The organism is Nocardia sp. NPDC047648, assembly GCF_040642815.1.
GTDB lineage: Bacteria > Actinomycetota > Actinomycetes > Mycobacteriales > Mycobacteriaceae > Nocardia > Nocardia gamkensis.
Window position 1 is genome coordinate 272,304 of record NZ_JBEYSX010000007.1, and the last position, 26,769, is coordinate 299,072.

The window sequence follows — 26,769 nt, forward strand, 5'->3', positions numbered from 1 at the left end:
CGCGCACCGTCAGCGCAGTCCGAGGTGCCGGGTGAGTTCCAGCGCCGCCGTGCGCCCCGCGCGATTGGCGCCCACGGTGCTGGCCGACGGCCCGTAGCCGATCAGATGGATGCGCGGATCGGCGGCTACCTGGGTGGCCAGCCGTCCCGCCATGGTGATGCCGCCGCCGGGCCCGCGCAGTCGCAGCGGCGCGAGGTGGTCGAGGGCGCTGCGGAAGCCGGTGGCCCACAGGATCACGTCCGCCTGCTGAAAGGTTCCGTCGGCCCACCGCACGCCGTCGGGCTCGATGCGCTCGAACATCGGCAGCCGGGTGAGCGCGCCGCGCGCTCGTGCCGCTCGTAACCGGTCGTCGAGCGGCAGCCCGGTGACCGAGACCACCGATCCCGGCGGCAGCCCACGCCGGACCCGGTCCTCGACCAGCGCGACCGCGGCTCGCCCCGCCTCTTCGGTGAACGGGCCCTCGCGGAAGCGCGGCGGTGTTCTCGTGACCCAGGTCGTCGTGGTGACCCGGGAGATCTCGTCGAGCAGCTGAACGGCCGATATGCCGCCGCCGACCACCACGACGTGCTTGCCCGCGAATTCCGCGGCACTGTGATAGTCGTGGGTGTGCAGCTGGCGACCGGTGAAAGTCTGCGCTCCGGGATAGTGCGGAACGAACGGATTCTCCCAGGTGCCGGTGCAGTTGATCAGGCCGCGAACCCGGATGAGGCCGGCCGCGTCGGTCTCCGCGCCGAGCACGGCGCCGCGCTCGGCCGGGTCGCCTTCCTCGGTGCGATCACAGACCACGGTGACCGATACCCGGCGGTGAACGCGCAGGTCGAACCGCTTCTCGTACAGCTCGTAGTAGTGCGGCACGGCGGATGCCGCGGGCGCGGACGACGAACCCGGTGGCAAGGTCTCGGCGAACGACATGCCGGGCAGGTCGTGCACCCGGTTGACCGTGTCCAGGGTGAGGGAGGGCCAGCGGAACTGCCACGCGCCGCCGGGCCCGGGGGAACGATCGACGAGCAGGAAGTGCCGTTCGGGCCGCAGCCCGAGGCGCTGGAGGTGATAACCGGCCGACAGTCCCGCCTGACCAGCGCCGATCACCAGGATGTCGAAGTCGGTCGGCACAGCCGGTGATCGTATCGCCCGGCGCGGAATGGGTAGTCCCCTGTGGCAGAGTGAAGAGATCAGACGGACCGTTCAGTCGGGGAGGTCGCATGCTCGGGGTCAGCCGGGACGGTGACGTGGTCACCATCGAACTTCAGCGGGAAGAGCGCCGCAACGCGCTCAACCACGAACTCGTGACGCTGCTGCGCGAGGCCGTGCTCGCCGCTGTCGCCGACCAGGCGCGAGTCATCGTGTTGACCGGGCGCGGCCCGGTCTTCAGTGCGGGCGCCGATCTGTCCGGGGTGTACTCCGGCGATTTCCTGTCCGAGTGGCTGGAAACGCTGCACACCATCGAATCCGCGCCGATCCCGGTGATTTCGGCGATCAACGGCGCCGCGATCGGGGCGGGCGTGCAGCTGGCGCTCGCTTCGGACCTGCGGGTGGTCTCGCCGGAGGCGTACATCGCCATTCCCGCGGCGAAACTGGGCATCAGCGTGGATCGGTGGACTGTGCGCAGATTGGTCGCCTTGATCGGCGGCGGTCCGGCGCGCACGGTGCTGCTGGGGGCCGAACAGATATCGGCCGTGGACGCCTACGCCTTCGGGTTCGCCAACCGGATCGGTACGGCGTCCGACGCGCAAGCCTGGGGCAAGCAGATCGCGGCATTGGCTCCGCTGTCCCTGCGGCATATGAAGCTGGTGCTCAATGATGACGGAACGCGTGATCCGGAGACCGCGCAGCAGCGCGCCGCGCTGGAGGCCGCGTGGACGAGCGAGGATGCCAAGGAGGGTCGTTTGGCCAGGCAGGAAAAGCGCGCCGCGAAATTCGTGGGGCGATGATGGACATCAGACGCATGGCGGGCGCCGCGGCGGGCACGCTCGGCATCACCTGGGTGGTCCGGGCGGTATGGGACATCCCTTCGGCGATGGGCGCTTCGATCTCGGCGATCCAGCCGTACGCGGTGGGCGCGGCGACCTATCGCGACCGCCAGTTCCACAACACCGAACCCAGTAGCCAGGTGGTGGCGGGTTCGGCTCCCTCGCTGCTGGTCTCGGCGTTGACCCAGCGCAACGCGGGCAGGCCGCGGCGCCCCATCCCGCTGCGGACGCCACAGCAGCCGACCGCGGCGTCCGCGCTCGCCGTCACCTGGTACGGCCACGCCACGACGTTGGTCGAGGTCGACGGGTACCGCATTCTCACCGATCCGGTGTGGAGCGAGCGAGTTTCGCCGTCGGCGCTGGTCGGGCCCGCGCGGATGCATCCGGTGCCGCAGCCGCTGGCCGACCTGCCCCCGATCGACGCGGTGCTCATCTCGCACGATCATTACGACCACCTGGACAAGTGGACCGTGCGGGAGCTGGTGGCACGCCAGAGCGCGCCGTTCCTGGTGCCGATCGGTATCGGCGCCCACTTGCGGCACTGGGGTGTGCCGGAGGATCGCATCGTCGAATTGGACTGGGGCGGTTCGGTGTCGCTCACCGAACTCGGCCGGGACCGCGACGGCGTGGATCTCGTGCTCACCTGCACGGAGGCGCGGCATTTCTCCGGGCGCGGCCTGCTGCGCAACACCACGTTGTGGGCCTCGTGGTCGATCGTCGGGCCGACGCGGCGCGCCTACTTCGGGGGCGACACCGGCTACACCAAGGCGTTCGCCGAGGCGGGCGCGGCGCTCGGTCCGTTCGACCTGACGCTGCTGCCGATCGGCGCCTACGACGAGCGCTGGCCGGATGTGCACATGAATCCCGAGGAGGCGGTCCGGGCACACGCCGATCTGTGCGGCGGGAATGCCGGTTACGGATTGCTGGTGCCCATTCACTGGGCCACCTTCAATCTCGCCTTCCACGGCTGGTCCGAGCCGGTCCGGCGCATGGTGGCCGCGGCGCGGGCGGCGGGCACCGAGGTCGCGGTGCCCGTGCCCGGGCAGCGTGTGGACCCGTCGAGTGCCCCACCTGCGGATTCTTGGTGGGAGAATGTGGAGTGAACGACTTCTGTTAGTTGGCGACAGGAAGGATCACGGCGATGAGTTTCGCGGATACGGTCAAGGGCCTGGTCGACAAGGGTAAGGACGCGGCGGCCAAGAACGCCGACAAGATCAATTCAGCGGTGGACAAGGCCGGTGACTTCATCGACCAGAAGACGCACGGCAAGTACACCGACAAGATCGCCAAGGGCAAGGAGGCCGCCAAGAAGGTGGTCCCGCCGGACCAGTCCGGACCGCACGCCTGAGCGAGCGGCGGAGACCACGACCGGTCTCCGCCGCTACACTTCGGATATGGTGGCCCGCCGCGAGTTCGGTGGTATCGAGGTTGACCTGAGCAACCTCGACAAGGTGTTGTACCCGGCCACCGGAACCACCAAAGGCGAAGTCATCGCCTACTATTCGGCGATCGCGCCTGCCATGCTGCCGCATGTCGCCGGGCGGGCGGTCACCCGCAAGCGCTGGCCCAACGGCGTCGACGAACCGTCCTTCTTCGAGAAGAATCTCCCGTCGCACGCCCCCTCCTGGATACAGCGGCGCACCCTGCGGCATTCCGATCGCAAGGTCGTCTACCCCCTGATCGATTCCGAGGCCGGGCTGGCCTGGCTCGCGCAGCAGGCCGCGCTGGAAGTGCATGTGCCGCAATGGCGTTTCGACGGCGACGAGATGGGCCCGGCCACCAGGCTGGTCTTCGATCTGGACCCCGGCGAGGGAGTCGGGCTCGCCGAATGCGCCGAGGTGGCGCTCGCGGTTCGCGAGATGGTCGAGGGCATCGGTCTGCGCACGTTCCCGGTGACCAGCGGCAGCAAGGGAATTCACCTCTACGTGCCGCTGGACCGCGAACTGAGTTCGGACGGCGCGTCCACCGTGGCGAAACAGGTGGCCACCAATCTGCAACGGCTGCGCACGAACCTGGTCACGGCGACGATGGCGAAGGCGGCTCGCGGCGGCAAGGTCTTCCTCGACTGGAGCCAGAACAACGCCGCCAAGACCACCATCGCGCCCTACTCGATGCGGGGGCGGCCGGAGCCGAACGTCGCCGCTCCACGCACCTGGAAAGAGATCGAGAACCGGAAGAAGCTGCGGCATCTGCGGTTCGACGAAGTACTCGCCAGATACCGGTCGGACGGTGATCTGCTCGTCGAACTGGATGCGCAAGCAGCGGGAAACGGCTCGTCCGCGGCGGGGGCGGGCCCGGACGCGTTGACGAAGTATCGATCGATGCGGGATCCGTCCCGCACGCCCGAGCCCGTTCCCGCGCAGCCACCCGCGCCGGGGGCGGACAACCGCTACGTCGTGCAGGAGCACCACGCACGGCGCCTGCACTGGGATGTGCGGCTGGAGCGCGACGGGGTCCTGGTGTCCTGGGCGGTGCCGAAGGGCCCGCCGACCTCTCCCGAGCAGAACCGCCTCGCCGTGCACACCGAGGACCATCCGATCGGGTATCTCGACTTCCACGGAGCCATCCCGAAGGGCGAGTACGGCGCGGGCGAGATGACGATCTGGGACTCCGGCACCTACGAGACCGAGAAGTGGCGCGACGACGAGGTCATCGTGCGATTCCACGGCGAGCGCCTCACCGGCCGGTACGCGCTGATCCAGACCAACGGCAACCAATGGTTGATGCATCTGATGCGGGAGGGGAACGGCGCCGAGGAACCGCACGTGCGGCAGCCGCCGGGCCGGATCATTCGTCCCGCCGACGGGCCCTCGCCGCTTCCGCGCGGCCTGTCGCCGATGCTCGCGACGCACGGTGACGTCGCCGATCTCGGCGCGGACGAGTGGTGCTTCGAGACGAAGTGGGACGGCTTCCGGCTGATCGCCGAGATCGACTCCGGCGCGATCACGTTGCACAGCCGGGCGGGCAACGTCGTGACCGACCGCTATCCGCGCATCGCGGCGCTGCGGCGGGAATTGTCCGGGCATCAGGTGGTGCTGGACGGCGAGGCCGTCGTCTTCGACGATCACGGCGTCGCGAACCTCGGCCTGCTGCAAGCCGACGCGGCGCGGGCGGTGTTCGTCGCGTTCGACGTGCTGTACCTGGACGGTACGTCGCTGCTGCGCAAAAGGTATTCCGATCGTCGCAGGGTGCTGGAGGCGCTCGCCGCGAACGCGCCGTCGATGGTGGTGCCGCCGCGACTGGACGGCTCCGGCGCCGAGGCCTTGCGCTACAGCCAGGAGCACGGGCTGGAAGGCGTGGTCGCGAAACGCAAGGATTCGGTGTATCTGCCGGGTAAGCGCGGGCATGCCTGGGTGAAGCAGCGCAACTGGCGCACTCAGCAGGTGCTGATCGGCGGGTGGCGGCGCAGCACGGCGCGAGAGTTCAAATCGCTGCTGGTCGGTATTCCGCACGACGGCAGGCTGGTCTACGTCGGACGGGTCGGCACCGGGTTCGACGACTCGGCCATGCGGGAACTGGCCGCGCGACTGCGCAAGCTGGAGCGCAAGACCTCGCCGTTCGACAACGACCTCACCGCCGAGGAACGCAAGGAGGCGGTGTGGGTGACGCCGAAACTCGGTGGCACCGTGCGGTTCATGAACTGGACCGAGACGGGCCGGTTGTGGCATCCGGCTTGGCTGGGCGCTGGGTAGGGTTGTCTCGCGGTTGTTCCCAGCGCGAAACGAGGAGTGCACGGTGGACTTCAAGAACCTGGCGGGTAAGGCGATGGACCTGGCCCAGAAGAACGCGGACAAGCTGGACGCGGTCATCGACAAGGCGGGCGACCTCGTCGACGAGAAGACGGGCGACAAGTTCACGAGCCAGGTCGACGCCGCCCAGGACGCGGCGAAGAAAGCCCTGCGGGAGAAGTGAGCGTCGAACGGGACCCGGTCGTGGCCGGGTCCCGTTCCGGGTCAGTTGCCGCCCGCGAGCAGCGGGGTGATGGTGGCGATATCGGTCACCAGCGCGTGGCCCTGGAATTCGAAATCCGCGTAGGCCCGAGCCATGGCCTCCTTGTCCCGGCCGCCGACCGCGTCGCTGATCACCACAGGGACGAACCCGAGATCGGTGGAATGCGTGACCGTGGGCGCGATGCCGATCTCCAGGGCGACGCCCGCGATCGCGTAGGCGCCGATGCGCAGATCGCGCAGCGTAGAGGCCAGCGGAGTCCCTTCGAAGGCCGACATCGACGTCTTGTCGAACACCACCTCGTCCGCGCGCGGCCGCAGCTCGGGAACCAGCTCGAATGCCGGGGTGTCGCGCTGCAGGATGAAGCGCACTTCGTCCACCGAATCCACCTGCTGCCAGCTCATGGCCATGCGCAGTGCGAATGCTCCGCTCAGCCGCTCCGGCAGGAAGAAATGGCGCAGGAAGATCACCGGGTAGCCACCCGAGCGCGCCGCGTCGACCACCCGAACCACCCGCTCGATGATCTCCGGGCCGTCCGGCAACTGGCTGAGCACGCCGACCTGCATGTCGTAGACGATCACCGCCATCCGATCGGGCGCGCACACGTCGGCGAGTCCCTCGGGGATGTCCAGTCCGTTGCCATGCCGCATGCTCGGGTGCTCCTTTTCGTTGCGCTCGCGCTGTGGGCGGGGTAACGCCGGACAGCTATTCGATTGCGCCAGGGACGTTTTGGCCAACACTGTAGCCAGCCCCGCGGACAGCGGCGGCGGTGGGTGTGACCTGCGATCGTCCGTTGCCGGGTCCGCCCGCCCCGCAGTACCGTTGAAGTCTGGAGGCCAGGTGAACCGGCGTCGACCGCACCGGGACACTCACCGCCTCGCCGGGACTGGGGAGGCCCTGATGAAGGATGTGCACGCAGCGCCCGTCACCGCGCGGGCGAGCAACCGCCCGGTGCGCACCGCGATCCTGGGGATCGCGCTGTCCGCGCTGATCGCTCTTGCCGCCGTTCCGGCGGCACACGCCGAGCTACCCTCGCCGGACCACGACCCGTTCTACGCGGCTCCCGCGGACCTCGAGCGCTACCCCAACGGCGCCGTGCTGGATTCCCGCCCGATCGCGTTGTTCGGGCTCCCTTTGCCTGTTTCGGCATGGCAGGTGAAGTATCGCAGCACCGACGCGAGCGACGATCCCGTGGCCGACGTGGCGACCGTGATGGTCCCCATGCTGCCGTGGTTCGGCCCGGGCGCCCGGCCCCTGCTGTCGTATCAGGTGCCCGAGGACAGTCTCGGCACGCGGTGCGCGCCGTCGTTCGCGCTGCGCGGCGGCTGGGACAGCGGCGCGGTGAACACCCTCATCGACACGCCGTTCATGGCGGAGGCACTGCGGCGCGGGTGGGCGGTGGTGGCCGGCGACTACGAGGGTCCGCGGTCCCGGTTCCTGGACGGGGTGAACTCCGGACACGGAGTACTGGACGGCATCCGGGCGGCCCGTGATCTTCCGCAGGCCGGGCTCGGGCCCGCGACGCCCATCGGCGCCTGGGGCTATTCGGGCGGCGCGTTCGCCACGCTGTGGGCGGCGCAGATGCAGCCGTGGTACGCGCCGGACGTCCGGTTCGCGGGCATCACCTCGGGTGGCGTTCCGGCGGACTGGCCCGCCATAGCGCGCGAGGCGGACGGCACCGTGCAGGCCGGGCTGGCGTTGCTGATCCTGTTCGCCATCGCGCGCAACGACCCCGGCAACGGCGTGCTGGCGTTGCTCAACGATCGGGGGCGCGCGGCGCTGGCCGAGAATGCCACCATGTGCGGGTCCGACCTGGTGCCGAAGTATGTCGGCGCGCGGGTCGACGACTTCGCCCTCGTCCCGGATCTGCTGTCGCATCCGGCTTTCCGCGCCGCGACCGACGCCCAGGAACTCGGCGGCAGTGCGCCGGAGACGCCGATGTACCTGTACCACAGCCGCACCGACGACGTGATTCCCGTGGCGGGCTTCACCGACCTGGTCGGCCGGTACTGCGCGCGGGGAGCGGCGATCACCTCGGTGCATTCGATGCTGCCCACCCACAATCCGGCGGCGATCGGTGAGGCGCCGGGCGCGATGAACTTTCTGGGCGACCGGTTCGCGGGTCTGCCGGTGGCCGCCGGATGCCGGGAGCGGTAAGGACGACCGGCTGATCGTGGGCGCTGGTCGGCGCGCACCGTATCCGTCGACCAATGTGGTTGCGTGAGGGCGGCGTTGATCTCGGAAGCCATCGACGGTGCGTCTTCGTCGACGGCGCGGGTGTATGACGGCGGTATTCGTGTCGGGGAGCCGCCGACGGTGCGGCACCGTATCCCGTCGGCGGCCGCGGATACGTCGGGCGCTTCGGGCGAACCATCAACTGTCCGCACAGACGAAAGCGCACCGAATCGCGGTCGATTCGGTGCGCGTAGCGCCAGGGGCACCGGTCAGTTCTGCGAACGCCCGGTGGTGTCCATCCACTTGGTGCTGCCGGGCGGGGCGGCCAGCGTGCTGATCAGATCGATACCGGCGATGATCAGGGCCGGTCCGCCGACGACGATGGTGCCGATGATGCCGCCGATACCCGCGCCGGCGAGCACGGTGGCAATACCGACGGGTCCGCCGATGATGCCCGTCAGACCGACGAGCGCTCCGATCACCGTGCCGATGAATCCGCCGACCGCGGTGGCGATGCCGAACTGCGAGAGGAAGGCGTCCATCGCGCGCTGGTTCTCGAACGGCGACGCGACCGGCGTGGCCGCGGGGCGCGCCTGCGCCGCGTCCTTGACGACGGTCAGCTCCAGCACCCGGCCCGCGTCCCGCACCACGTGCGACATCGGGTATTCGAGCCCGTCCTGCCGGAAGGCGAGCGGCAGCGTGACCGCGACCGCACCCGCCGCGTCCTTGATGTCGACGGCGTCGCCGCGCACCTCGAACGTGCCCGCGGTGAGCGTCGTGACGACCTTGTTCCCGATCAGCTCGGCTTGGTAGCCGATGTCCGGAACCGCTGTCGCGCCCGGTTCCGCGTGCGCGACAGCGGACCCCACCGTGAGCGCGGCGACCAGTGGCACGACAGCGGCAGTGACTTTCCGCAGAATCATTTCTCGGTTTCCAATCTTCATCAGGCTTCGAGCAATAGAGAACGCGGCGCACACCGAATTTCCTTCCCCCATCGGCGTGTACATCCGTGATGTGATCCAAAAGACAGTTACTTCCGAGTGATAACTGTACTGTGGCCGAAGGGGTTTGGGACACGAATTCAGAGGGTAATCTTCCGTCTTTGTCCAGCGACGCTGTTATAGCTTTCCGCTATTTATCGATCGAGCAATACCGGCGTTCGAAGGGGTCCGTTCGGGCTTCATTCGGGCGGTGGGGTGCGATCTTCGAATCGAAGCATTGCATCCGAAGCACGCGTACGCGGTGGTGCGCCGGGTGGAATCTCCAGCACGGCAGTGTCTTTCGCGACGCTCGGGACGCGTGTGAGGAGGGGCGCGGCGTGGCCGTGATCCGGGCGGCCGAGCCGTGGCGTGAGCAGGTGGCCGGGCGTCACCGGACTGAGTCGACGGCTACCGCTCCCGCCGAAGCACGGTACGTGAACCGCCGGCAGTGCGTTCCGCGTCATCGATCGGGTCTTATCTCGCGTGATGCCGGGCGGTCTGCAAATATTCGGCGAATCCGGGGCCGGAATTCCGCCCGTGAACAGCTAGGGGCCGCGACCGACCGGGACCCGGTTCTTCACCTGTTCCCGCTCGGCACCGTCACTTCCCTCGCGCGTATCAGAGCAGCGAGTGCAGTGCGACGGAGCCGAGGCAGACGCCGAAGACGAGCACGAGAGCGAGCGCGTCGCGCAGGCCGGGAGCGTTGGGATGGGCGGTGAGTTGCCCGGTGCCGCCGCGTGCGGTGATCGCCTCACCCAGTTCACCGGCCCGGCGGGTGGCCACCGCCATGGCCGCGGTGAGGATGTCGATGAGCGGGTTGTCGACCGCGCGGGCGAGCATACGGTCCTTGGGGCGGAGGCGACGGGCGGCACGCAGCACCCGGATCTCCTCCATGAGTAACGGCAGACCGCGGAGGGTGAGCGCGACGACGACAGCCCATTCGTCCACCGGCATCCTGAGCCTGCGCAACGGCGCGCCCAGTTTGGCGAGGGCGGGCGCGACGTCACCCATCGGTGTGGTCCACGCGATCAGGAACGAAGCGGTCACCAGGATGAGGGTGAAGATCGCGATCTGCGCGTAGCGCAGCACCGCCGCACCGCCGACGGGGACGGTGAGCAGGCCGCCGACGACGAACAGCGCCCAGAACCACCAGGGCGGGCGCGGCAGCGTGCCGAGCGGCAGTCGGGCGACGAAGCCCACGATCACCAGAAACCCCGTCATCACGGCGAGCACCGGCCAGGACGGCAGGAACATCAGCACCAGGCTGATCAGGAAAACGCCGATGATCTTGGTGCCCGCCCACAGCCGGTGCACCGGACTGGCGACGGGCACTTGACGCAGCAGAACGGTGCTCATCATCGACCTCCGTGCTCGAGCCGCCAGGCCGATTCACCGGGCGCGCGCAGTGCTCCGGAGTCGGCTCGCGCGGCCGCCTCGCTCGGCACCGGGGTGGCCGCCCACGCGGATTCCGCGCTCAGGATGCGTCCCGAGCGCAGGTGCACCGTGCGGTCGCACACCGCCGCCATATCGGCCACGTCGTGCGAGATGACGATCAGCGTCAAACCGGCATCCCGGAGCCGGGCCAGCAGTTCCACGATGTCGGCTCGGCCCTCGGGGTCGAGTCCGGCCAGCGGTTCGTCGAGCACGACCACTTGGGGATGGCTGGCCACGATCGCGGCCAGCACCACCCGTTTGGCCTGCCCGCCGCTGAGTTCCTCGATCGAGCGCGCGGCCAGCGACCGGTCCAGCCCGACCGCGTCCAGCGCGCGCCCGACCGCGCCGGAGCCGGTGGCGCGTCCGCCCCAGTCCGCGATCTCCGCGCCGACGGTCTGCTTCTGCAATTGCAGGCGGGAATGCTGGAACGCGAGCCCGACCCCGCCGATCTGCTTGCCGACCGGCTTCCCGCGCAGTTCGCACCGGCCGGAACTCGGTTCGATCAGGCCGGCCATGATCCAGGCCAGGGTGGACTTGCCGGAGCCGTTCCCGCCGACGACGAGCAGCGCTTCGCCCTGCCGGACGGACAGGTCGACGCCGTGCAGCGCGGGCGCCTCCCACGGCGTCGCGCGGTTGTAGGTGTGCCGGACATCGCGCAGTTCGAGGACCGGTTCACCCATCGGCCTGCGGCGCGCGGCGCGTGCCGGACGGGGCCACGCGGGCAGGTGCGCGACCGTCCGTCCACCGGACAGGTGCACGACCCGGTCCGCGGCCGCGGCATCGGCTTCGTGGTGGGTCACCAGGACCACCGCCATCGGGTGGCGTTTGGGCAGGCCCGCGAGCAGTTCCACCAGTTCCCCGCGTCCGTCCGGATCGATCATGGAGGTCGCCTCGTCGGCGATCAGCAGTGCGGGCCGCCGGGCCAGTGCCGCCGCGACCGCCAGCCGCTGCTGCTGACCGCCGGAGAGCGTCGCGGTCTCCTTGCCGCCCATTCCGGCCAGACCGACTTCGCTCAGCAGTCCTTCCACGTCGACCTCGGCGGCCAGGTCCGCGGACAATCCCCACACCACGTCGTCGGCGACGAGCACGCCGAGGGTCTGGCTCTCCGGTCGCTGCAACACCAGCGCCGTGCCGTCCAGCCGCCCCAGTCCGGCCGAGCCGGGCCGGCGCACCGACCCCGAGGTGGGCGGCAGACCGGCCAGCAACCGGGTCAGCGTGGACTTGCCCGAGCCGTTGTGCCCCACCACGGCGACGAATTCCCCGACCGCGACGGTGAGGTCGACGTCGCTGAGCGCGTCGCGACCGGCGCCGGGGTAGCGGAACCCGGCGTGTTGCAGCGTGACCGGCAGCGGCCCGACGGGCCGGTCGTCGAGCGGTGCGTCGAGCCGGTCCCGGCCGGGCAGCCAGTCGAGCCGGTCCAGAACCGAGCCCAGGACATACCAGGAGCACACCCCGGTGGCCATCATGCCTAGCGCGACGCCGCTGCCCAGCCACACCCACCACGAGCGCAGCACGGCGTCGGCCAGATCCGCCACGACCCGCCCGAGCGGGGTCACGCCCACCTGGGCGGCGAGATCCTGCAGGCCGCGCGCGCCGTTGCGGATGTTGTCGAAGACCAGCTCGCGCGCGCTCGACAGCACGAGCAGCGAACCGACGGCGAGCGCGGCCCACACCAGCCCGGTGAGCAGCGAGAGTCCCAGCACCGCGACGAGCCCGCCGCCGCGCCGCTTCACGGTGCCGATGATGCCGCCCATGGTGGCCGAGGCGACCAGCACCGTCGCCGACGCCATACCGGCCGCCACGAAGGTGACCAGCGTGGCGGCGATGGTCGCGGTGATCAGGGCGCGCGGCCGGAAGCGATGGGCGATCAGCCCGATCGGGACCGCCGCGACCAACTGCAGCGCGCCGGCGAACGGGATCACCGATCCGATGGTCACCAGCCCGACGGTGGCTCCACCGAGCACGGCGCCGGTGGCCAGCTCGATCGGACGCAGCGGCCCGCGCTGCTCCGATGCGCCCGGACGGGCCAGTTCATTCACAGCACAAGTCTGCCAGCCCGGCGGGCGGTGCCGGGTCGAGTCGAATCCGAGCCCGGCCGGCAGCCGTGCGATTCGTCACGAGACCGGGTCGAGGGTGTAGTGGCGGGGGTCGAAGCGCCGGGTGCGGCGGCGGTAGCTGGTCTGCGAGCCGGGCCAGTTGTTGGTGATGCGGCCCGCGGAATTGCGGTACCAGCTCGCGCAGAAGTTCCACGGGGTGCGGGCCAGGCGTTGCTGGAGCGCGGCGTTGTAGTCCTCCTCCAGGTCCGCCCGGACGTCGGCACAGTGGCCGGGGTGGTCGGCCAGCCACCGCACCGCCTGACGGATGTAGCGGGTCTGCGACTCGATCATGTAGATGATCGAGCCGACGCCGAGGTTGGTGTTCGGCCCGTAGACGAGGAAGAGGTTCGGGAAGTCGGGCACCGCGATGCCGTAGTACGCGTGCGCGCCGTCGGCCCAGGCGTCGGCCAGCCTGCGGCCCCCGCGACCGTAGACCTCCATCGGCCACAGGAACTCCGTGCCCTTGAAGCCGGTGCCGTAGATGATCACGTCCACCTCGTGCGTCGCACAGTCGGCGGTGCGTACGCCCCGCGGAGTGATCTCGCTGATGGCGGTGGTCTCCACCCGCACGTTCGGCTGGGTGAGCGCGGGGTAGTAGTCGTTGGAGAACAGCGCGCGTTTGCACCCGATGGGGTAGTCCGGGGTGAGCTTCGCGCGCAGCTGTGGATCCTCGACCTGCTCGGCCAGGTGCCGGGAGGCGATGCGGGCCACCCACCGGGCGATGGCGGGGACCTCGACCAGTCCGAGCGAGACGAACTCCGCGATCGACCACCACCCGAATCGTTCGGCCAGCAGCGCGCCGGGCATCCGCGCGAACAGGTTGTGCTGGATCGGCGAGTAGTCGGTGTCGAACTTGGGGATCACCCAGGCCGGTGTGCGCTGGAAAAGCGTGAGATGGGCGACCTCGGGCTGGATCTCGGGGATGTACTGGACAGCGCTCGCTCCGGTGCCGACGCAGGCGACGCGTTTGCCGCGGAGGTCGACGTCGTGGTCCCACTCGGCCGAATGGAACGACGGTCCCGCGAAGGTGTCGATGCCGGGTATGGCGGGCAGGGACGGACGCGACAGCTGACCCACCGCCGAGATCAGCACGTCCACGACGCGGCTGTCCCCGTCGGCGGTGCGGACGGTCCACCGGCCGGTGGCGTCGTCGAATTCGGCGTCGGTGACACTCGCGCCGAAGCGAATCGCCGACAGCACGCCGTGCCGCTCGGCGACGCCGCGCAGGTAGGCGTGGATGGCGGCACGCCCCGAGTACCGCTGCGGCCAGTCCGGCTTGGGTTCGAATGAATACGAGTACAGCGGTGAGGGGACGTCGCAGGCCGCGCCGGGGTAGGTGTTCTCCCGCCACACCCCGCCGAGGTCGGCGGCCCGTTCTAGCACGGTGATGTCGTCGAAGCCGCTGCGGCGCAACTCGATCGCCATGCCGATGCCGCCGAAGCCCGCGCCGATGATGAGGATCGACGGCCGACCGCGCGTTGTCATGTGAGACTCCTCACTCCGACCGTAGTTATCTCCACTGTAGGAGCCGCCGTGCCGTCGCATAGAGAAATTCGGCCATAATGTCCGCGTGGAGCGGGTACAGGATCCGGATATCCGCGATTGGAACTTTCCGCGCGGCGTGGCCAGCGTGGCGCTGATGGTCGGCTACGCGGCCGAACACGGCGTGCCCGCGGCGCGCATGCTGCACGGCACCGCGCTGACCGAGCAGCAACTGCGCGATCCGGACGCGCAGATCGATGCGCACACCGAACTGGCGGTCATCCGCAACCTCGTTCGCGAACTCGCCGGCCGTCCCGCGCTGGGCGTCGAGGTGGGGCGCCGCTACCGGATCACCACCTTCGGCATCTTCGGCTTCGCCTGCGTCAGCAGTCCGACGCTGGGGGAGGCGATCAGCTTCGCGCTGCGCTACCTGGACCTCAGCTTCACCTTCTGCCTACCGGTGGCCGAGTGGGGCGAGAACGAGTTCGTCGCGGTGGTGCACGACGAGTCGGTGCCGACGGATGTGCGTCAGTTCCTCGTCGAACGCGACGTCACCGCGATGCATCAGGTGATGAGCGATCTGCTCGGTACGCGCCTGCCGCTGACCAGGGCCGAATTCCGTTTTCCCGCACCGGGCTACGCCGATCGGATCGCGGACGTCACCCTCGTGGCACCGCGGTTCGACATGCCGCGCAACCTGTTCGCCATCGAACCCATGCTGCTGGAGCAGCCGTTGCCGCAGGCCAACGAGCACACCTGGGCGATGTGCCTGGCGCAGTGCCGGGAGTTGGTGCACCGCCGCAGGGCCCGTACGGGCATCGCGGCCGAGGTGCGCGAGCGCTTGGTCCCGCGCGGCGGCGCGGACGGGTTCGCCGCGCCGCCCGGCATCGACGCCGTGGCGAACGATCTCAACATGAGCACGCGCACGCTGCGCAGGCATCTCGACGCGGCGGGCACCAGCTATCGGGCGTTGCTGGACGAGGTGCGGCGTGCTCTGGCCGAGGAAATGCTCACCGCCACACCGCTGTCGGTGAGCGATGTCGCGATCCGCCTCGGTTACGCAGAAGCCTCGACGTTCATCTTCGCCTTCAAGCGGTGGACCGGTAACACCCCGGCCGCCTATCGCCGCGAACGCGTCGTCCGGCGCTAAGCCCCTTCGCCGCGGCCGCTGCGGCTGCCGGTGTAGGCCAGTTCGCGGATCTTGCCGATGGCTTTGGGGAACAACTCCACCTCGGCCGGGTGGTTGAGCATCGGATCGAAGTAATCCGTGCGGTGCTCGGCGGATTCGGCGGGCCGCAGCGTGATTTCGGCGACCCGCCAGGTGGGTCCGCCGAGACGGCCCGCGCTGAGGGTGAAGCTCACCAGATCCTCGTTGAGATGGGCTTGCATCGCCTCGAGCGACGCCGACGCGGGCTGCACACCGTCCGGCTCGGCGAAGAACCAGGTCGGCGCGGAGTTGCTGATCCGGTAGGGCATCAGGCAGCCGTAGCGCGCGCTGGCCCAGCCGCGCGCGGGGGTGATCACCAGCCGGCCCAGCGCTCCCTGCCCCGTCGTGGCCAGCGCGAAGTCCCAGGGCTCGTCGTCCCGATCGAGTACTCGGAACGCAAGGCCGAGCACGTCGGGCAGGCCGTTCGGTAGTCCGACGCCCTTGGACAGCCGCGCGATCACCGCGCGTTCGCCGCTGCCGAACAGCGGCTCGAACTCGGGTTCGGCGTGCAGACGACCGGCCAGGTGCAACCCGTTCGGGTGGAACACCCGCGCATGCCGGATCCGCGCTCCGGTCGCGAACGCGCTCTTCACCACTGCGGCTGGCAGGTCGACCATGGTGCATCCTCCCGGGTAGGCGTCTCGTGCCTCCCGATTGCCCCGGCTGGTGCCGGGTAAACCGCGCTCAAGCCGGTTGCACGCCGATCCGGCCGCCCATCGGAACCGTTCGGAAATGGGTGGTGAGCCGGTGATCGTCGCCGATAACGTGCAGCGAGATCGTCGGGTCCGGCGCGTAGTCCATGACGTGGTCGGGCAGGTCGAGTTCCCACTCGCCGCTGAGCACCGACGCGGTGCTCGGGCCGACCAGCAGCGGGCGTCCGCCGAAGGTGGTCGTCGCGGCGGAATGCGCGTGCCCGGTGAGCACGGCGACGATCCGGTCGTCACCCGCCACCAGGTCGGCGAGCCGCTGGGGATCGGCGAGGGAGATCCCGTCGACGATCGGGCTGTACAGGTGCGCGGGCGGGTGGTGCAGGGCGAGCAGGATCGGTTCGGCCGGGGGCGCGGCGTCGAGTACGCCGCTCAGCCAACGGTAGGTCTCCTCGGCGAGCCGTCCGCCGGGCTCCCCGGGAATGCTCGAATCCAAGAGCGCGAGGGTGAGATCACCGATTCGGTGCGAGCGGTTGATGGGGGCGTCGGAGGCGGGCTCGCCGAGTAAGGCGGTACGGAAGCCCGCGCGGTCGTCGTGGTTGCCGGGGATGGCGTACACCGGGATCTCGGTGTCGAACGCGAGCTTGGCCTCCGCGTACTGCTCGGCTTTGCCGGAATCGGTGATGTCGCCGGTCACGAGGATGGCGTCGGGCTTGTGGCGCAACCCGGCGAAGAACTCCATCACCCGCTGGACACGCTGGGCGTTGCGGGCGCCGAGATCGAAATGGGTGTCGCTGACCTGAGCCACCAGGATCATCGGCATTCGCTTTCGCTAGGGGTTCGCTGCATTGCGTCAGACTGTGCGCGCGCTGCGGCTGCCGCACGTCATCAGGCTAGTTGACCTGCGCATTACGAGTCGTCATGACGCTCGCCACCCTGTGAATGGTGCTCGGAGATGTGTGTCCCAGGACACAATGCGTGAGGTTCGCGGTCAGGATTTGGACTGCTCGGATACCGCGGCGGAGAGGGTGCGCAGGGCGCGCACGAACACTCGGCGGTCCTGGGCGGGGAGTTGCTCCAGCAGTTTCTCCTCGCCGGTTTGGATGTCGCGCTGGACGCGGTCGCGGAGGGCGCGGCCCTCGTCGGTCAGCGACACCAGGTTGACCCGCCGGTCGGACGGGTCCGGTTCGCGCCTGATCAGGCCCCGGCGCTGCAACTCGTCCAGCACGCCGATGATGCGGGTCTTGTCCGCGCCGATCGCCTTGGCCAGCGCCGCCTGGGTGTAGACCGGTTCCGCATCCAGGCCGAGCAGGACGGAGTAGCCCCACATGGAGAGTTCGTGGCGCTCCAGGATGGGCGTTTCCGCGGCGATGAGCGCCCGCACGAGCGGCACGATCATCGCGGCCAGATCGGGACGAGCGTTGGACATGGACCGACGATACTGCTTGGAAATTCGTAAGCTTAAGCATACGATAGGCGCATGCTTACTGATTCCCTGAAAGAATTGCGCGACCAGCACGCCCGGTCGGTTCGAGCGAGTGTCGAGGCCGTGGCCCGCGTGCGTCCCGATCAACTGGATTCCGGAACACCCTGCGCCGGCTGGCGCCTTCGTGACCTGCTGGAACACATGATCGCGCAGAATCACGGCTTCGCCGCCGCCGCGCGGGGCAGCGGCGATGCCGATGCCTGGGCCGTTCGCGCGTCCGACGATCCGGTCGCCGACTATCGCGCCTCGGCCGACGACGTGCTCGCGGGCTTCGCCGCGGAGGACGTCTTCGAGCGAGCACTGCTGCTGCCGGAAGTACTGCCCGATCGCGGCATCCCGGCCCACTTGGCGATCGGCTTCCACCTCGTGGACAGCGTCGTCCACGCCTGGGATGTAGCGCAATCGATCGGCGAAACCGTCACCCTCGATCCCGACGTGGCCGAAGCGGCGCTGCGCATCGCCCTCGCCGTCCCCGACGGGCCCGAACGCACCGCCCCCGGCGCAGCCTTCGCCCCGGCACTGTCCGTTCCGGAGGAAACCCCGACCCTCGATCAGATCCTCCTGCTCCTCGGCCGCTCCCCGAACTGGCCGAACTGACCCGCTGACGCGGATTTCCACTCGCGGCCGCGCGCCGACTCGACCGAATTCACCTGCTGATGCGGATCTTCGCTCCTCGGCACCGCGTCGAACTGACCTATCGACGTGGACCTCCACGCGGCTGCCCTTACCGGCTGTGTGGGATCCGGGCGTTGCCTGGGGATGACTGTGGACCGATCGCTAGCCGCCGTTCATCGCTCTGGGGTGAGCGGCGGGACGGTTGGTTTGCCCGAACCACCCCTCCCCGGGGGCAGCCGCCGGCAAGGTCGCGGCCGTACCAGCCGGAGACCGGGCACGGAGAAGGCAGGCACGAGGAAGCGGTTCGGCGGTCGACGATCAGGCGAGGAGGCCGTGGTCGGTGCGGAGGGGAAGGCGGCGCTAGCCGAGCGTCCGCAGCGAGTGGGCAGCGCGTTCGAGGGCGGCCGGTTCGGCGGGTGCGTCCAGCGGGCGCCAGAAATCGGGGTCCGGCTCGGCGGTCAACGTCAGTTCCGGCGGGGTGCGCCACGAGGCGGCGAGGCCGAGACGCCAAGAGTGCAGGTAGGTCCGGGCATGGGCGCCGGAGCGGTCGAACAACGGGTCGCCGACTATCGGGTGTCCGGTCCAGGCCAGGTGGACACGGATCTGGTGGCGGCGGCCGGTGACCGGGCGCAGCGCGAGAACGGTGTGCTCCGGGCCGCGCAGCACCGTCGCGAACCGGGTGAGCGAGGGATAGTTCTTGGCGGGCAGCAGGTCGGCGTCGTCGACGAACCATCGGCCCGCCTCGTGGCGGATGCTTTCGCGGGGCGCCGCGATCCGCACCCGGTTCTTGCGGCCCACGCTCAGCGGCAGATCGAATACGCCGGTATCGGGCAGGCCGGTGGCGGCCACGACGGCCAGATACGCCTTCCCGGCGGTCTGCTTGTTGAACTGCCTGGTCAGCTCGCCGTGCGCGCGCAGTTCCTTCGCGAACAGGATCAGGCCGGAGGTCACCTTGTCGATCCGGTGCACCGGATACAGCGTTTCCCCCGCTTCGGCGGCCAGTTCGACGAGGTCGGTGTCGTGGCGCTCGCCGGTGACGGAGATCCCGGCAGGTTTGTTCAGGGCCAGGATCGTCGCGTCCTCCTCGACGAGACAACGGGCGCGCAGCTGTGACCAGTCCTTGTCCACCGGACGAGCCTAGGGCGGCCGCCCCGGGCGGGCGGCACGCGGTCTCGGCTACCTGCCGTTCTTGTCGTTGCGGCGCAGCAGGTGCGGGCGCAGCCGGTTGAAGCCGCGCACCCGGACGCTGCGCAGGTGCCTGATGGCGAATGCCGGGTCGCCCTCCAGCGCGGCGGCGGCGTGGTCGTCGATCAGGACGGTGCCCGGCCGGGCGACGCCGGTGAGCCTGGAGGCGATGTTCACGACCGAGCCGTACAGGTCCCCGAAGCGTTGCAGGACCGGGCCGTAGGCGACAGCGACCCGCAGGTCCGGGGTGCCGCCGACCATCATGGTGGACTCCTGGATGGCCAGCGCGATGCGGGCGGCCTCGGTGGCGGTTTCCGTGGCGAACATGACTTCGTCGCCCACGTTCTTGATCACCCATCCGCCGTTCTCGGTGATGGCGGCGGTGGTGGTCGATTCGAACGCCTCCAGCAGCATGGACAGCTCGTCGGGATGCAGATGCCTGGTCAGCCTGGTGTAGCCGACCATGTCGGCGAAACCGACGGCCAGTTCCCGTACCGTCTCACCGGCGCTGGTCCCCGGGTCGAGTGAGCGCGACAGCGCCGCGGCGAGATGGCGCCGCCAGGCGTAGATGTTCAACTGCTCCAGCGTGGCGATGGCACCCTCGGTGGCGGTGCGCACCGCCTGCTCGGGGTCGGTACCGGGCTCGGCTCGGGCGATCCGCTCCTCGATCTCCGCCAGCACCAGGTCGACCTGCCATTCCGCCAGGCGTGCCATGCCCTGGCCGAGCGTGCGCACGGTCGCCGACTGTTGCTTGGTGTCGGCCGAGGACAACACGTTCAGCTGCTCGAAGTCGCGCACCGCCGCGACGTCGGCGTCGGCGTAGTCGACCGCTTCGTCGCCGATGCTCGACGGAAAACCGAGCGCGATCCACAATCGCTTGGTGAGCGCCGTCGTCGCCCCCGACTGCTCGGCGACCTCGGTGCGGTTGTACCGGCGCGCTCCGTCGAGCAGGTAGGACTCGACGACCGATCGCACCAACTCGGACCTCTCGGTGGGCACCATGATCGGTACCTTACGGGGCGAATCCGGTGAGCCGGCTTTCCTTGGGGCAGTTCACATACTCACCGCCCCGTCTTGGGTCCCGCGCCGCCGGTAGGCACATCTCGGTGACACCCGGAACCGGCGCCCAAGAGTGGTGCGGCCGGGTCCGCGTGTGCGCGCATGCCAGGGCGCGTCGGGTTGCGAACGACTTCGCTCAGCCCCTGATTCCGGACGTGGATGGGGTGCGCCCACGGAAGGTGCGGCGCAGATCCTCGACCCATCGGTCCGGTATCTCCCACGGGATGAAGTGACCACCTCGATCGTGAACGGTGAGGTTGACGTGGTTGTACCAATCGCCCCGGTCGCTGTCGACGAAGGCCTGCACACGACGGTCGGTGGTGACGCCGGGCGGGTTCTCGTAGCCGACGAAGGTGATGCCGGTGGGGGCCTCGATCGGGGGCTGCCGGTCGTGCGACGGCGTCCACGGATAGCGATTGTTGTTGGCGTAGGTGCGGATCGACGTGCCGATGGAATTGGTGACCCAGAAGATCATCGCGTGGGTGAGCAGGTCGTCCTTGTCGAAGACGGACTCGATGTCGCCGCCGTTGTCGCTCCAGCTCACCCAGCGTTGCAGGATCCAGGCGAGCAGCCCGGCGGGTGAGTCGGACAACCCGTAGGCGAGCGTGCTCGGTTCGAGCACATGTGCGGCCAGATGGACCGCGAAACGTCGTTCCAGTTCGATGATCCGGTCGCGCACGGCCGCCGGTATGCCCTCCGGGATGGGTCTGCCGCCACTGATGTCCCAGCCCCGGTCGCCGTCGAACAAGGTGAGTTTCTGGCCGGAGCCGATGTGGATGCCGTACAGCTCGTCGGCGTACTTGTGCCCGAGCTGCCCGGTGACCAGGGCGCCGACGTCGCAGCCCGCCGCGGCGTATTTCGTATGCCCGAGCGTCTCGGTCATGAGGAGGTGCCAGAGGTCGGCGACCTTCCAGAAGTTCATGTCCGGGTTGTGCGGCAGCGGTGCGGAGAAGCCGAATCCCGGAAACGACGGGACGATCACATCGAAGGTGTCGGCCGGGTCGCCACCGAATGCGGCGGGGTCGGCCAGCGGATCGACCACCTTCGCCCAATGCCAGAAGGTCCAGGGCCACCCATGGGTGAGGATCAGCGGCGTCGGGTCGGGCCCCACGCCCGGCTTCCGCATGAAATGCACCGGTACCCCGTCGACCTCGACGAAGTAGTGCGGATAGGCATTGATCGCGGCCTCGGCGGCACGCCAGTCGTAACCGGTGCGCCAGTACTCGACCAGTTCCTGTAGATAGCCTCGCGACACACCGTATGACCAGTCCTCGTTGCCCGCGTCGACCGGCCAGCGCGTCAGTTCCAGCCGTTGCCGAAGGTCGGCGAGCACGTTGTCGGATACCTGAATGGGTGTGGGGAGCAGCGGGAACGGCCGCGTCTCGACTCCACGCGCGGAAGGCTCGTGACTCACCGGACCAGTATGCTCCGGGCGTTTTCCGCGTTCGGCGCCACTGCGTGGTGGGCGACCGGTGCGATCGAGCACGGAGGTGCGCGATCCCCGGTGCGCAGCCGACGGTCCGCGCGACATGGTGCCGGTGGTCGAGACCCGCACCGCTACTCGATGTTCCCCATCGAGCGACTCGGCGGCGCGCAGGGGACCATTCGGCCCCGGCATGTCCCCGCCACATCCTCGCCGCAGACCGAGACATCGCAGCCCCTTGGCGTGGCCGGTACGCCGCCGGTTGCCGCAGCGGCCCGGGCTCTGGCCGGGCGATGGCTTCCGGACGTTCGGTCGGTCCGGTGGGCGGGCTGCTCATGGCTTGGGGGTGGGGGTCCAGTAGCCGGTGCGACGCTTGTCGGCGGCTGCGCGGATGGCCGCGCGGAAGCGGTCGGCCAGGCGGGTTGGAGCCGAAAGGTCGTCCCAGCGCCAGCGGACCACTACCCAGCCGAGGGCACGGAGCCGCGCTTCGCGCTCCTGCTCCGCTGTGCTGATCTGTGCGGCGGGCACCGGGCCGCGGGGTGTGGCTCGACGGTCGATCGTTCCGTCGAACTCGCCGATCACGCCGAGGTCCGGGAACAGGAAATCCACGCGGCCGACGCAGATCTCGTCGTCGGAGAAGACCCGAGCCTGCACCTGCGGAGCGGGGAGACCGGCCTGGTGCAGCAGGATCCGGCTGCGGGATTCGCCGACGTCCTCGCTGCGGCCGTCCAGGAAATCGAGGACGAGGGCGGCTCGGCGGCAGCCGGGCCGGTGCCGGGCGCGGCGAAGGTGTTCGCGCAGTTCCGTCGTGGTCGTCAGTCCTCGGCGCAGCGCGGAATCCCCGACCGCGACCGACTGTTCGAACCCTTCCGAGCGAGCGATATCGAGGACCGTCCGCGCCGGTGTGGTCACTCGTATGTCGTCGACCAGGGTGATCTCATCGGGTTCGACCTGCGCCGAATGGACAACGACCCGTCTGCTCAGCCGGCCACCGTTGATCCGATTCCTGGTCAGGTGGACGCGGTCGAGCGAGATGCCCCAGAGCGCAAGGCCGTGCAGAACCGCCGCCGAACAGTGGCTCGTGATGGCGGAGTCGGACGTGGACTCCGCGGTCGCCAGCGTCATCAGCAGATGCCTGCCGGCCTCGCCAAGACCGGAGCCCGGCGAGTTCAGATAGTGCCCGGCGCGCAGGCGCTGCCATTGCCCGGTTCGGCACAGCCGGTGCAGCGATTTGTCGGACAGCCCGGAGGCCAGTGCTTGCCGGCGTGAGATCAGTTGCGGTGCTTCCATACCGACGATCGTGATCGTCCGGCGCCCCCGGAGTACCCGCCGCGGCAGTGAATGTGGATAACACACCGGCTGTGGACAACTCCGGCGTCACCCCATCTGGGTCATCCCGGCGGCGACCACCTGCGCGACGTTCAGCACCTCCTCGGCGGTGGGCAGTGGCAGGCCGTCGAGCGCGTGCAGCCGGTCGGTGCTGGCTATGGCGAACATCGCCGAGACCCAGGCCGCCGCACACGCGCGCAGGGTGCCCGGCCGCACCGGGGCGGGGGCGCTCGCCTGCAGCACCTTGGTGGTGACCTCGAGCAGTTGGACGCGCAGGCGGCGCAGTTGTCGTCGCACGTCGGGATGGGTGTCGGCTTCCCGCCACAGGATCACCCGCAGCACCGACGAGTGGTGGTCGCGCAGGTTCAGTGCGGCATCGAGGTTGACCAGGCTGGTCGCCGGATCTCCCGGGGCCACCACCGTGCCGATGTCATCGATCGGCTGGGCGGGCACCCGTTCGGACATCAAGGCGGACAGGATCGAGTCCTTGGTCGGGAAGTAGTAGAAGACGAGTCCTTTGGGGACGCCCGCCGCGGCGGCGATGGCCGCCGTCGCGGTGGCGTCGTATCCCTGTGCCGCGAAGAGTTTCTCCGCGGCGTCGAGGATGAGTTGCCGCGCGTCGCCGTCGGCTTTCGCGCTGCGGCGACGCCCGGCCCGCCGGGTTCCTGGCATCTGCGTCAGTGATGCGGCGCCATGTCGTGCAGACGTCCCGACACCGTCGGCAGCGCCGCTACCGCGACCACCGCCGTCACCACGCCGACTACCCATGCGGTCCAGGATGCGCTGCGGTACTCCGTGAAGTCCATGACCCACGGGGACAGGAACAGCAGTGCGCCGCACAGGCCCATCACGTAGTCCGCCGCCGCCATGTCGGGGCGGGCCATCTGTGCCAGACCGGTGAGAGCGATGAGCACGCCGAGCACGATCAGCGACCACATGGCGTTGTCGTTGGTGTCCACCCAGAGGGGGGACAGCGCGGCGAAGGCTCCGAGCACGACAGCCAGGAAATCTTGCGCGCGGCTCTCGGTGAACATGGGTACCTCCTGAGGCTGTGAGTGTGTGCTTTCCTCGGTATAGCTCTGATTGACCGCCCGATCAATATCGGAACGAACACGATTGCGCGGCTGTTGCCCGACCATTGATGCGTGATGGTCGTCACAGGGCAATGCAGCAAGCAGAGGTTAGGGTGAGCTTCGTCGCACCGCCGGTTCCGTGGGATCGGCTGCCGGGTTCCAAGGAAGGGATGGCCGCATGACCGCGCCGATCGTGATCGTCGGAGCAGGCCTCGCCGGCCTGCGCACCGCGGAGGAACTGCGCCGCGCGGGCTACGCCGGTGAACTCGTGCTCATCGGTGACGAGCCGCGGCTGCCCTACGACCGGCCGCCGCTGTCCAAGCAGTTCGTGCGCGGCGAGACCGACGACACCACATTGCGTCCGAGCGAGTTCTTCGCCGAGAAGCGGATCGATTTGCGTGCGGGCACCGAAGCCGTCGGGGTCGACACCGGCGCGCGCCGGGTCCGCCTCGCCGACGGAACGACGCTGGACTACGACCAGCTGATCATCGCCACCGGCTTGCGCCCGCGCCGCCTTCCCGGCCTGCCCGATCTCGCCGGGGTGCACGTGCTGCGCGGTCATTCCGACGCCGTCGCCCTGCGCGCCGACCTCAGCGGCGCCGGGACGGCGCTCGTCGTCGGCGCCGGATTCATCGGCTGCGAACTCGCGGCGAGTTTCCGGGCCCAAGGGGTGGATGTCGTGCTTGTGGAACCGCAGGCGACGCCGCTGGCCTCGGTGCTCGGCAGCGAAGTGGGCGAACTGGTGGCGCGGATGCACCGCGCGGAAGGGGTCGATCTGCGCTGCGGCATCGGTGTGGACACGCTGGTCGGCGACGACGCGGGGCGGGTGCGCGGCGCCCGATTGTCCGACGGTGGTGAGATCGCCGCCGACCTCGTCGTGATCGGGGTCGGCTCGCGCCCGGCGATCGAGTGGCTGAGCGATTCGGGGATCGCGCTGGCGGAGCCGTCGGCCGGTGGCGGCGTGCTCGCCGACGAGGTGGGGCGCACCTCGGCCGAAGGCGTGTGGGCGGTGGGCGATGTGGCGGCCTGGCTGCACGACACCGGCTCCCGCAAACGCGTCGAACACTGGACCAACGCGGGCGAGCAGGCCAAATTGGTCGCCTGCGCGCTGCTGGGGGCGCAGCCGCCGACGGCCGCCCGCGTCCCGTATTTCTGGAGCGACCAGTACGACGTCAAGATCCAGGCCCTCGGCACCCCCGGCGCGGCCGACGAGGTGCACATCGCCTCCGACGACGGCCGCAAGTTCCTCGCCTACTACTCCCAGGGAGGCAACCTCACCGGCGTCGTCGGCGCCGGCATGACCGCCCAGGTGATGAAGGCGCGCGCCAAGATCGCCGCGGGCGCTCCGGTGACCGAACTGCTCGCGCCCAGCTGATCTCGCGTCGGCTGCCGGGTGAGACGGGGCATTCCGGCGAAACGCGGCTGCCCCCCTCGGCTCGACGGCCGGCAGACCTCCGGTCGAATGCGGCGCGGCTTGCTGCCGGGCTCGGTAGGGCATTGCCGTCCGAGGAGCGGCCTTCGCGGCAGGCGCGAACGAACTCCTACGCGGTCGGCGAATCGGTCGCGGCTGTCGTGGGGATGTTCGCCGGGCCACGAACGGCTGGCGGCGCTGTCATGAGGCTGTAATACGGTGGTGCGGTGATCGTCGCGCTCATCGACTCGGGTCTGGGGTTGCTGCCCACCTCCGCTTGGTTGCGCAAATTGCGGCCGGATGTGGATCTGCTGCTGCAACTGGACCCGGACGGCGCGCCGTGGGGGCCGAAGCCGGAGGACTGGGTGGTCGAGCGGGTGGTGAATGCCGCGCGCACCTCGCTTCGTTCCGGGGCCGAGGTGATCGTCCTGCCGTGCAACACCGCCAGCGTCACGGCGCTGGAGCACGTGCGCGCGGACGTCGGGCCCGACGTTCCGGTGATCGGCACCGTGCCCGCGATCAAGCCCGCGGCGGCCGTGTGCCGATCGGTGGCGGTCTGGGCCACCGCGGCGACCACGGCGAGTAGGTATCAGGCCGATCTGATCGCGAAATTCGGCGGGGAGGCCGACGTGGTGGGCGTGGCATGCCACGGGTTGGCGGACGCGATCGACCGCGGTGATCTGGCCGCCGCGCACGACGCGATCGCGGGCGCCGCCGCGCGGACTCCGCCGGACGTGGAAGGCGTGGTGCTCGGTTGCACGCACTACCCCCTGGTGATCGACGCGATCGTCGCCGCGCTGCCGAACGGGGTCCGTCTGTTCGACAGCGCGCAAGCCGTTGCGGCGCAGACGATCCGGCGTATCGAGGCGCTGGGCCGCCCGAGCACCGGCAACGGCGAGGTCCGGGTGCTGAACAGCGGACGCCCCGGTGCGCTGCCCGCCAGCGCGTCCGCCTTCGAGTCGGGCCGTGTGCTGGGCGCGCAGGGATGAACCGCGGTCCGGCATCGCGCCCGCCGCGTTGACGATTGGCGCCACGTTGGCGACTGGGGCCGAGTCGGCGGTCGGGCGTGCCTCGAAGGACGAGGCGGCGTTGGCGATGGGGGGTGTCATTGGCGACTGTGGTCGCGCCGAAGGACGGGGTCGCGCCGACGGCTGGGGCGGCGTTGGCGGCTGGGGCGGCGTTGGCGGCTGGGGCGGCGTTGGCGATGGGGGTGTCATTGGCGACTGGGGTCGCGCCAAAGGATGGGGTC

The 26,769-nt window shown here is 69.6% G+C and carries 25 protein-coding genes; 10 read left to right on the plus strand and 15 right to left on the minus strand.

The window, feature by feature from the left end:
* Positions 1-9 precede the first annotated feature (9 nt).
* On the minus strand, positions 10-1,113 hold the full coding sequence (locus ABZ803_RS17725) for an NAD(P)-binding domain-containing protein (RefSeq protein ID WP_357038816.1): 1,104 nt from the start codon (positions 1,111-1,113) through the stop codon (positions 10-12).
* An 89-nt stretch (positions 1,114-1,202) separates the two neighbouring features.
* Between ABZ803_RS17725 and ABZ803_RS17730 the strand changes: the two genes are divergently transcribed.
* The 5 genes from ABZ803_RS17730 to ABZ803_RS17750 are packed head-to-tail and all read left to right on the plus strand — an operon-like array spanning position 1,203 to position 5,882.
* The gene (locus ABZ803_RS17730; protein ID WP_357038819.1) at positions 1,203-1,931 is read left to right on the plus strand and encodes an enoyl-CoA hydratase; all 729 of its coding nucleotides are present in this window, start codon (positions 1,203-1,205) and stop codon (positions 1,929-1,931) included.
* Complete coding sequence (locus ABZ803_RS17735; protein WP_357039004.1) at positions 1,931-3,073, plus strand: MBL fold metallo-hydrolase; 1,143 nt, start codon at positions 1,931-1,933, stop codon at positions 3,071-3,073. The genes ABZ803_RS17730 and ABZ803_RS17735 overlap by 1 nt, the downstream gene beginning before the upstream one ends.
* Positions 3,074-3,111: 38 nt before the next feature.
* The gene (locus ABZ803_RS17740; protein ID WP_062968466.1) at positions 3,112-3,318 is read left to right on the plus strand and encodes an antitoxin; all 207 of its coding nucleotides are present in this window, start codon (positions 3,112-3,114) and stop codon (positions 3,316-3,318) included.
* A gap of 46 nt (positions 3,319-3,364) precedes the next feature.
* Positions 3,365-5,662, plus strand: a complete 2,298-nt coding sequence (locus ABZ803_RS17745; protein ID WP_357038822.1) for an ATP-dependent DNA ligase — start codon at positions 3,365-3,367, stop codon at positions 5,660-5,662.
* A 43-nt stretch (positions 5,663-5,705) separates the two neighbouring features.
* Complete coding sequence (locus ABZ803_RS17750; protein ID WP_245549109.1) at positions 5,706-5,882, plus strand: antitoxin; 177 nt, start codon at positions 5,706-5,708, stop codon at positions 5,880-5,882.
* A 41-nt stretch (positions 5,883-5,923) separates the two neighbouring features.
* Here the strand turns inward: ABZ803_RS17750 and ABZ803_RS17755 are convergent, their stop codons facing one another.
* A complete protein-coding gene (locus ABZ803_RS17755; protein ID WP_357038825.1) occupies positions 5,924-6,568 on the minus strand; it encodes an isochorismatase family cysteine hydrolase in 645 nt (214 codons plus the stop codon).
* A 250-nt stretch (positions 6,569-6,818) separates the two neighbouring features.
* Here ABZ803_RS17755 and ABZ803_RS17760 point away from each other — a divergent pair, with 250 nt between their 5' ends.
* Complete coding sequence (locus tag ABZ803_RS17760; protein ID WP_357038828.1) at positions 6,819-8,075, plus strand: lipase family protein; 1,257 nt, start codon at positions 6,819-6,821, stop codon at positions 8,073-8,075.
* A gap of 287 nt (positions 8,076-8,362) precedes the next feature.
* Here ABZ803_RS17760 and ABZ803_RS17765 read toward each other — a convergent pair whose 3' ends face one another.
* The 4 genes from ABZ803_RS17765 to ABZ803_RS17780 form a co-directional block, all read right to left on the minus strand.
* Positions 8,363-9,016, minus strand: coding sequence for a hypothetical protein (locus ABZ803_RS17765; protein ID WP_062968458.1), 654 nt, complete (start codon positions 9,014-9,016; stop codon positions 8,363-8,365).
* A 675-nt stretch (positions 9,017-9,691) separates the two neighbouring features.
* Positions 9,692-10,429, minus strand: a complete 738-nt coding sequence (locus tag ABZ803_RS17770; RefSeq protein ID WP_357038831.1) for an energy-coupling factor transporter transmembrane protein EcfT — start codon at positions 10,427-10,429, stop codon at positions 9,692-9,694.
* Positions 10,429-12,546, minus strand: coding sequence for an ATP-binding cassette domain-containing protein (locus ABZ803_RS17775; protein WP_357038834.1), 2,118 nt, complete (start codon positions 12,544-12,546; stop codon positions 10,429-10,431). The genes ABZ803_RS17770 and ABZ803_RS17775 overlap by 1 nt, the downstream gene beginning before the upstream one ends.
* A 75-nt stretch (positions 12,547-12,621) precedes the next feature.
* Entirely contained in the window at positions 12,622-14,088 is a 1,467-nt protein-coding gene (locus ABZ803_RS17780) for an NAD(P)/FAD-dependent oxidoreductase (protein ID WP_357038837.1), read from the minus strand.
* A gap of 85 nt (positions 14,089-14,173) precedes the next feature.
* Between ABZ803_RS17780 and ABZ803_RS17785 the strand changes: the two genes are divergently transcribed.
* Positions 14,174-15,235: an AraC family transcriptional regulator gene (locus tag ABZ803_RS17785; RefSeq protein ID WP_357038840.1), complete on the plus strand. Its 1,062-nt coding sequence runs from the start codon at positions 14,174-14,176 to the stop codon at positions 15,233-15,235.
* Here the strand turns inward: ABZ803_RS17785 and ABZ803_RS17790 are convergent.
* From ABZ803_RS17790 to ABZ803_RS17800, 3 genes are all read right to left on the minus strand, one after another.
* Positions 15,232-15,909, minus strand: coding sequence for a hypothetical protein (locus ABZ803_RS17790; RefSeq protein WP_062968449.1), 678 nt, complete (start codon positions 15,907-15,909; stop codon positions 15,232-15,234). The two genes, ABZ803_RS17785 and ABZ803_RS17790, sit on opposite strands and share 4 nt — an antisense overlap.
* Positions 15,910-15,976: 67 nt before the next feature.
* Complete coding sequence (locus ABZ803_RS17795) at positions 15,977-16,762, minus strand: metallophosphoesterase (protein ID WP_357038843.1); 786 nt, start codon at positions 16,760-16,762, stop codon at positions 15,977-15,979.
* A gap of 168 nt (positions 16,763-16,930) precedes the next feature.
* The gene (locus ABZ803_RS17800; protein WP_357038846.1) at positions 16,931-17,368 is read right to left on the minus strand and encodes a MarR family transcriptional regulator; all 438 of its coding nucleotides are present in this window, start codon (positions 17,366-17,368) and stop codon (positions 16,931-16,933) included.
* Positions 17,369-17,419: 51 nt separating this feature from the next.
* Here ABZ803_RS17800 and ABZ803_RS17805 point away from each other — a divergent pair, with 51 nt between their 5' ends.
* Positions 17,420-18,022, plus strand: a complete 603-nt coding sequence (locus ABZ803_RS17805; RefSeq protein WP_357038849.1) for a TIGR03086 family metal-binding protein — start codon at positions 17,420-17,422, stop codon at positions 18,020-18,022.
* Positions 18,023-18,400: 378 nt separating this feature from the next.
* On the opposite strand, the gene ABZ803_RS17810 is transcribed toward ABZ803_RS17805, so the two are convergent.
* The 6 genes from ABZ803_RS17810 to ABZ803_RS17835 all read right to left on the minus strand — a co-directional run bounded on the left by ABZ803_RS17810 (position 18,401) and on the right by ABZ803_RS17835 (position 24,070).
* On the minus strand, positions 18,401-19,168 hold the full coding sequence (locus ABZ803_RS17810) for an RNA pseudouridine synthase (RefSeq protein ID WP_357038852.1): 768 nt from the start codon (positions 19,166-19,168) through the stop codon (positions 18,401-18,403).
* A gap of 48 nt (positions 19,169-19,216) precedes the next feature.
* Positions 19,217-20,227 (minus strand): adenylate/guanylate cyclase domain-containing protein, encoded by a 1,011-nt coding sequence (locus tag ABZ803_RS17815; RefSeq protein WP_357038855.1) that lies wholly within the window; start codon positions 20,225-20,227, stop codon positions 19,217-19,219.
* A gap of 193 nt (positions 20,228-20,420) precedes the next feature.
* A complete protein-coding gene (locus ABZ803_RS17820) occupies positions 20,421-21,698 on the minus strand; it encodes an epoxide hydrolase family protein (protein WP_357038858.1) in 1,278 nt (425 codons plus the stop codon).
* 342 nt (positions 21,699-22,040) lie between these two features.
* On the minus strand, positions 22,041-22,997 hold the full coding sequence (locus ABZ803_RS17825; protein WP_357038861.1) for a type IV toxin-antitoxin system AbiEi family antitoxin domain-containing protein: 957 nt from the start codon (positions 22,995-22,997) through the stop codon (positions 22,041-22,043).
* Positions 22,998-23,084: 87 nt separating this feature from the next.
* Complete coding sequence (locus tag ABZ803_RS17830) at positions 23,085-23,708, minus strand: TetR/AcrR family transcriptional regulator (protein ID WP_040870187.1); 624 nt, start codon at positions 23,706-23,708, stop codon at positions 23,085-23,087.
* Positions 23,709-23,713: 5 nt separating this feature from the next.
* Complete coding sequence (locus ABZ803_RS17835; RefSeq protein ID WP_040870186.1) at positions 23,714-24,070, minus strand: SPW repeat protein; 357 nt, start codon at positions 24,068-24,070, stop codon at positions 23,714-23,716.
* Between the two features lie 217 nt (positions 24,071-24,287).
* On the opposite strand from ABZ803_RS17835, the gene ABZ803_RS17840 reads away from it, so the two are divergent.
* The gene (locus ABZ803_RS17840) at positions 24,288-25,484 is read left to right on the plus strand and encodes an FAD/NAD(P)-binding oxidoreductase (RefSeq protein WP_357038865.1); all 1,197 of its coding nucleotides are present in this window, start codon (positions 24,288-24,290) and stop codon (positions 25,482-25,484) included.
* Positions 25,485-25,747: 263 nt separating this feature from the next.
* Entirely contained in the window at positions 25,748-26,509 is a 762-nt protein-coding gene (locus tag ABZ803_RS17845) for an aspartate/glutamate racemase family protein (protein WP_357038868.1), read from the plus strand.
* The last annotated feature ends 260 nt before the right edge of the window (positions 26,510-26,769 follow it).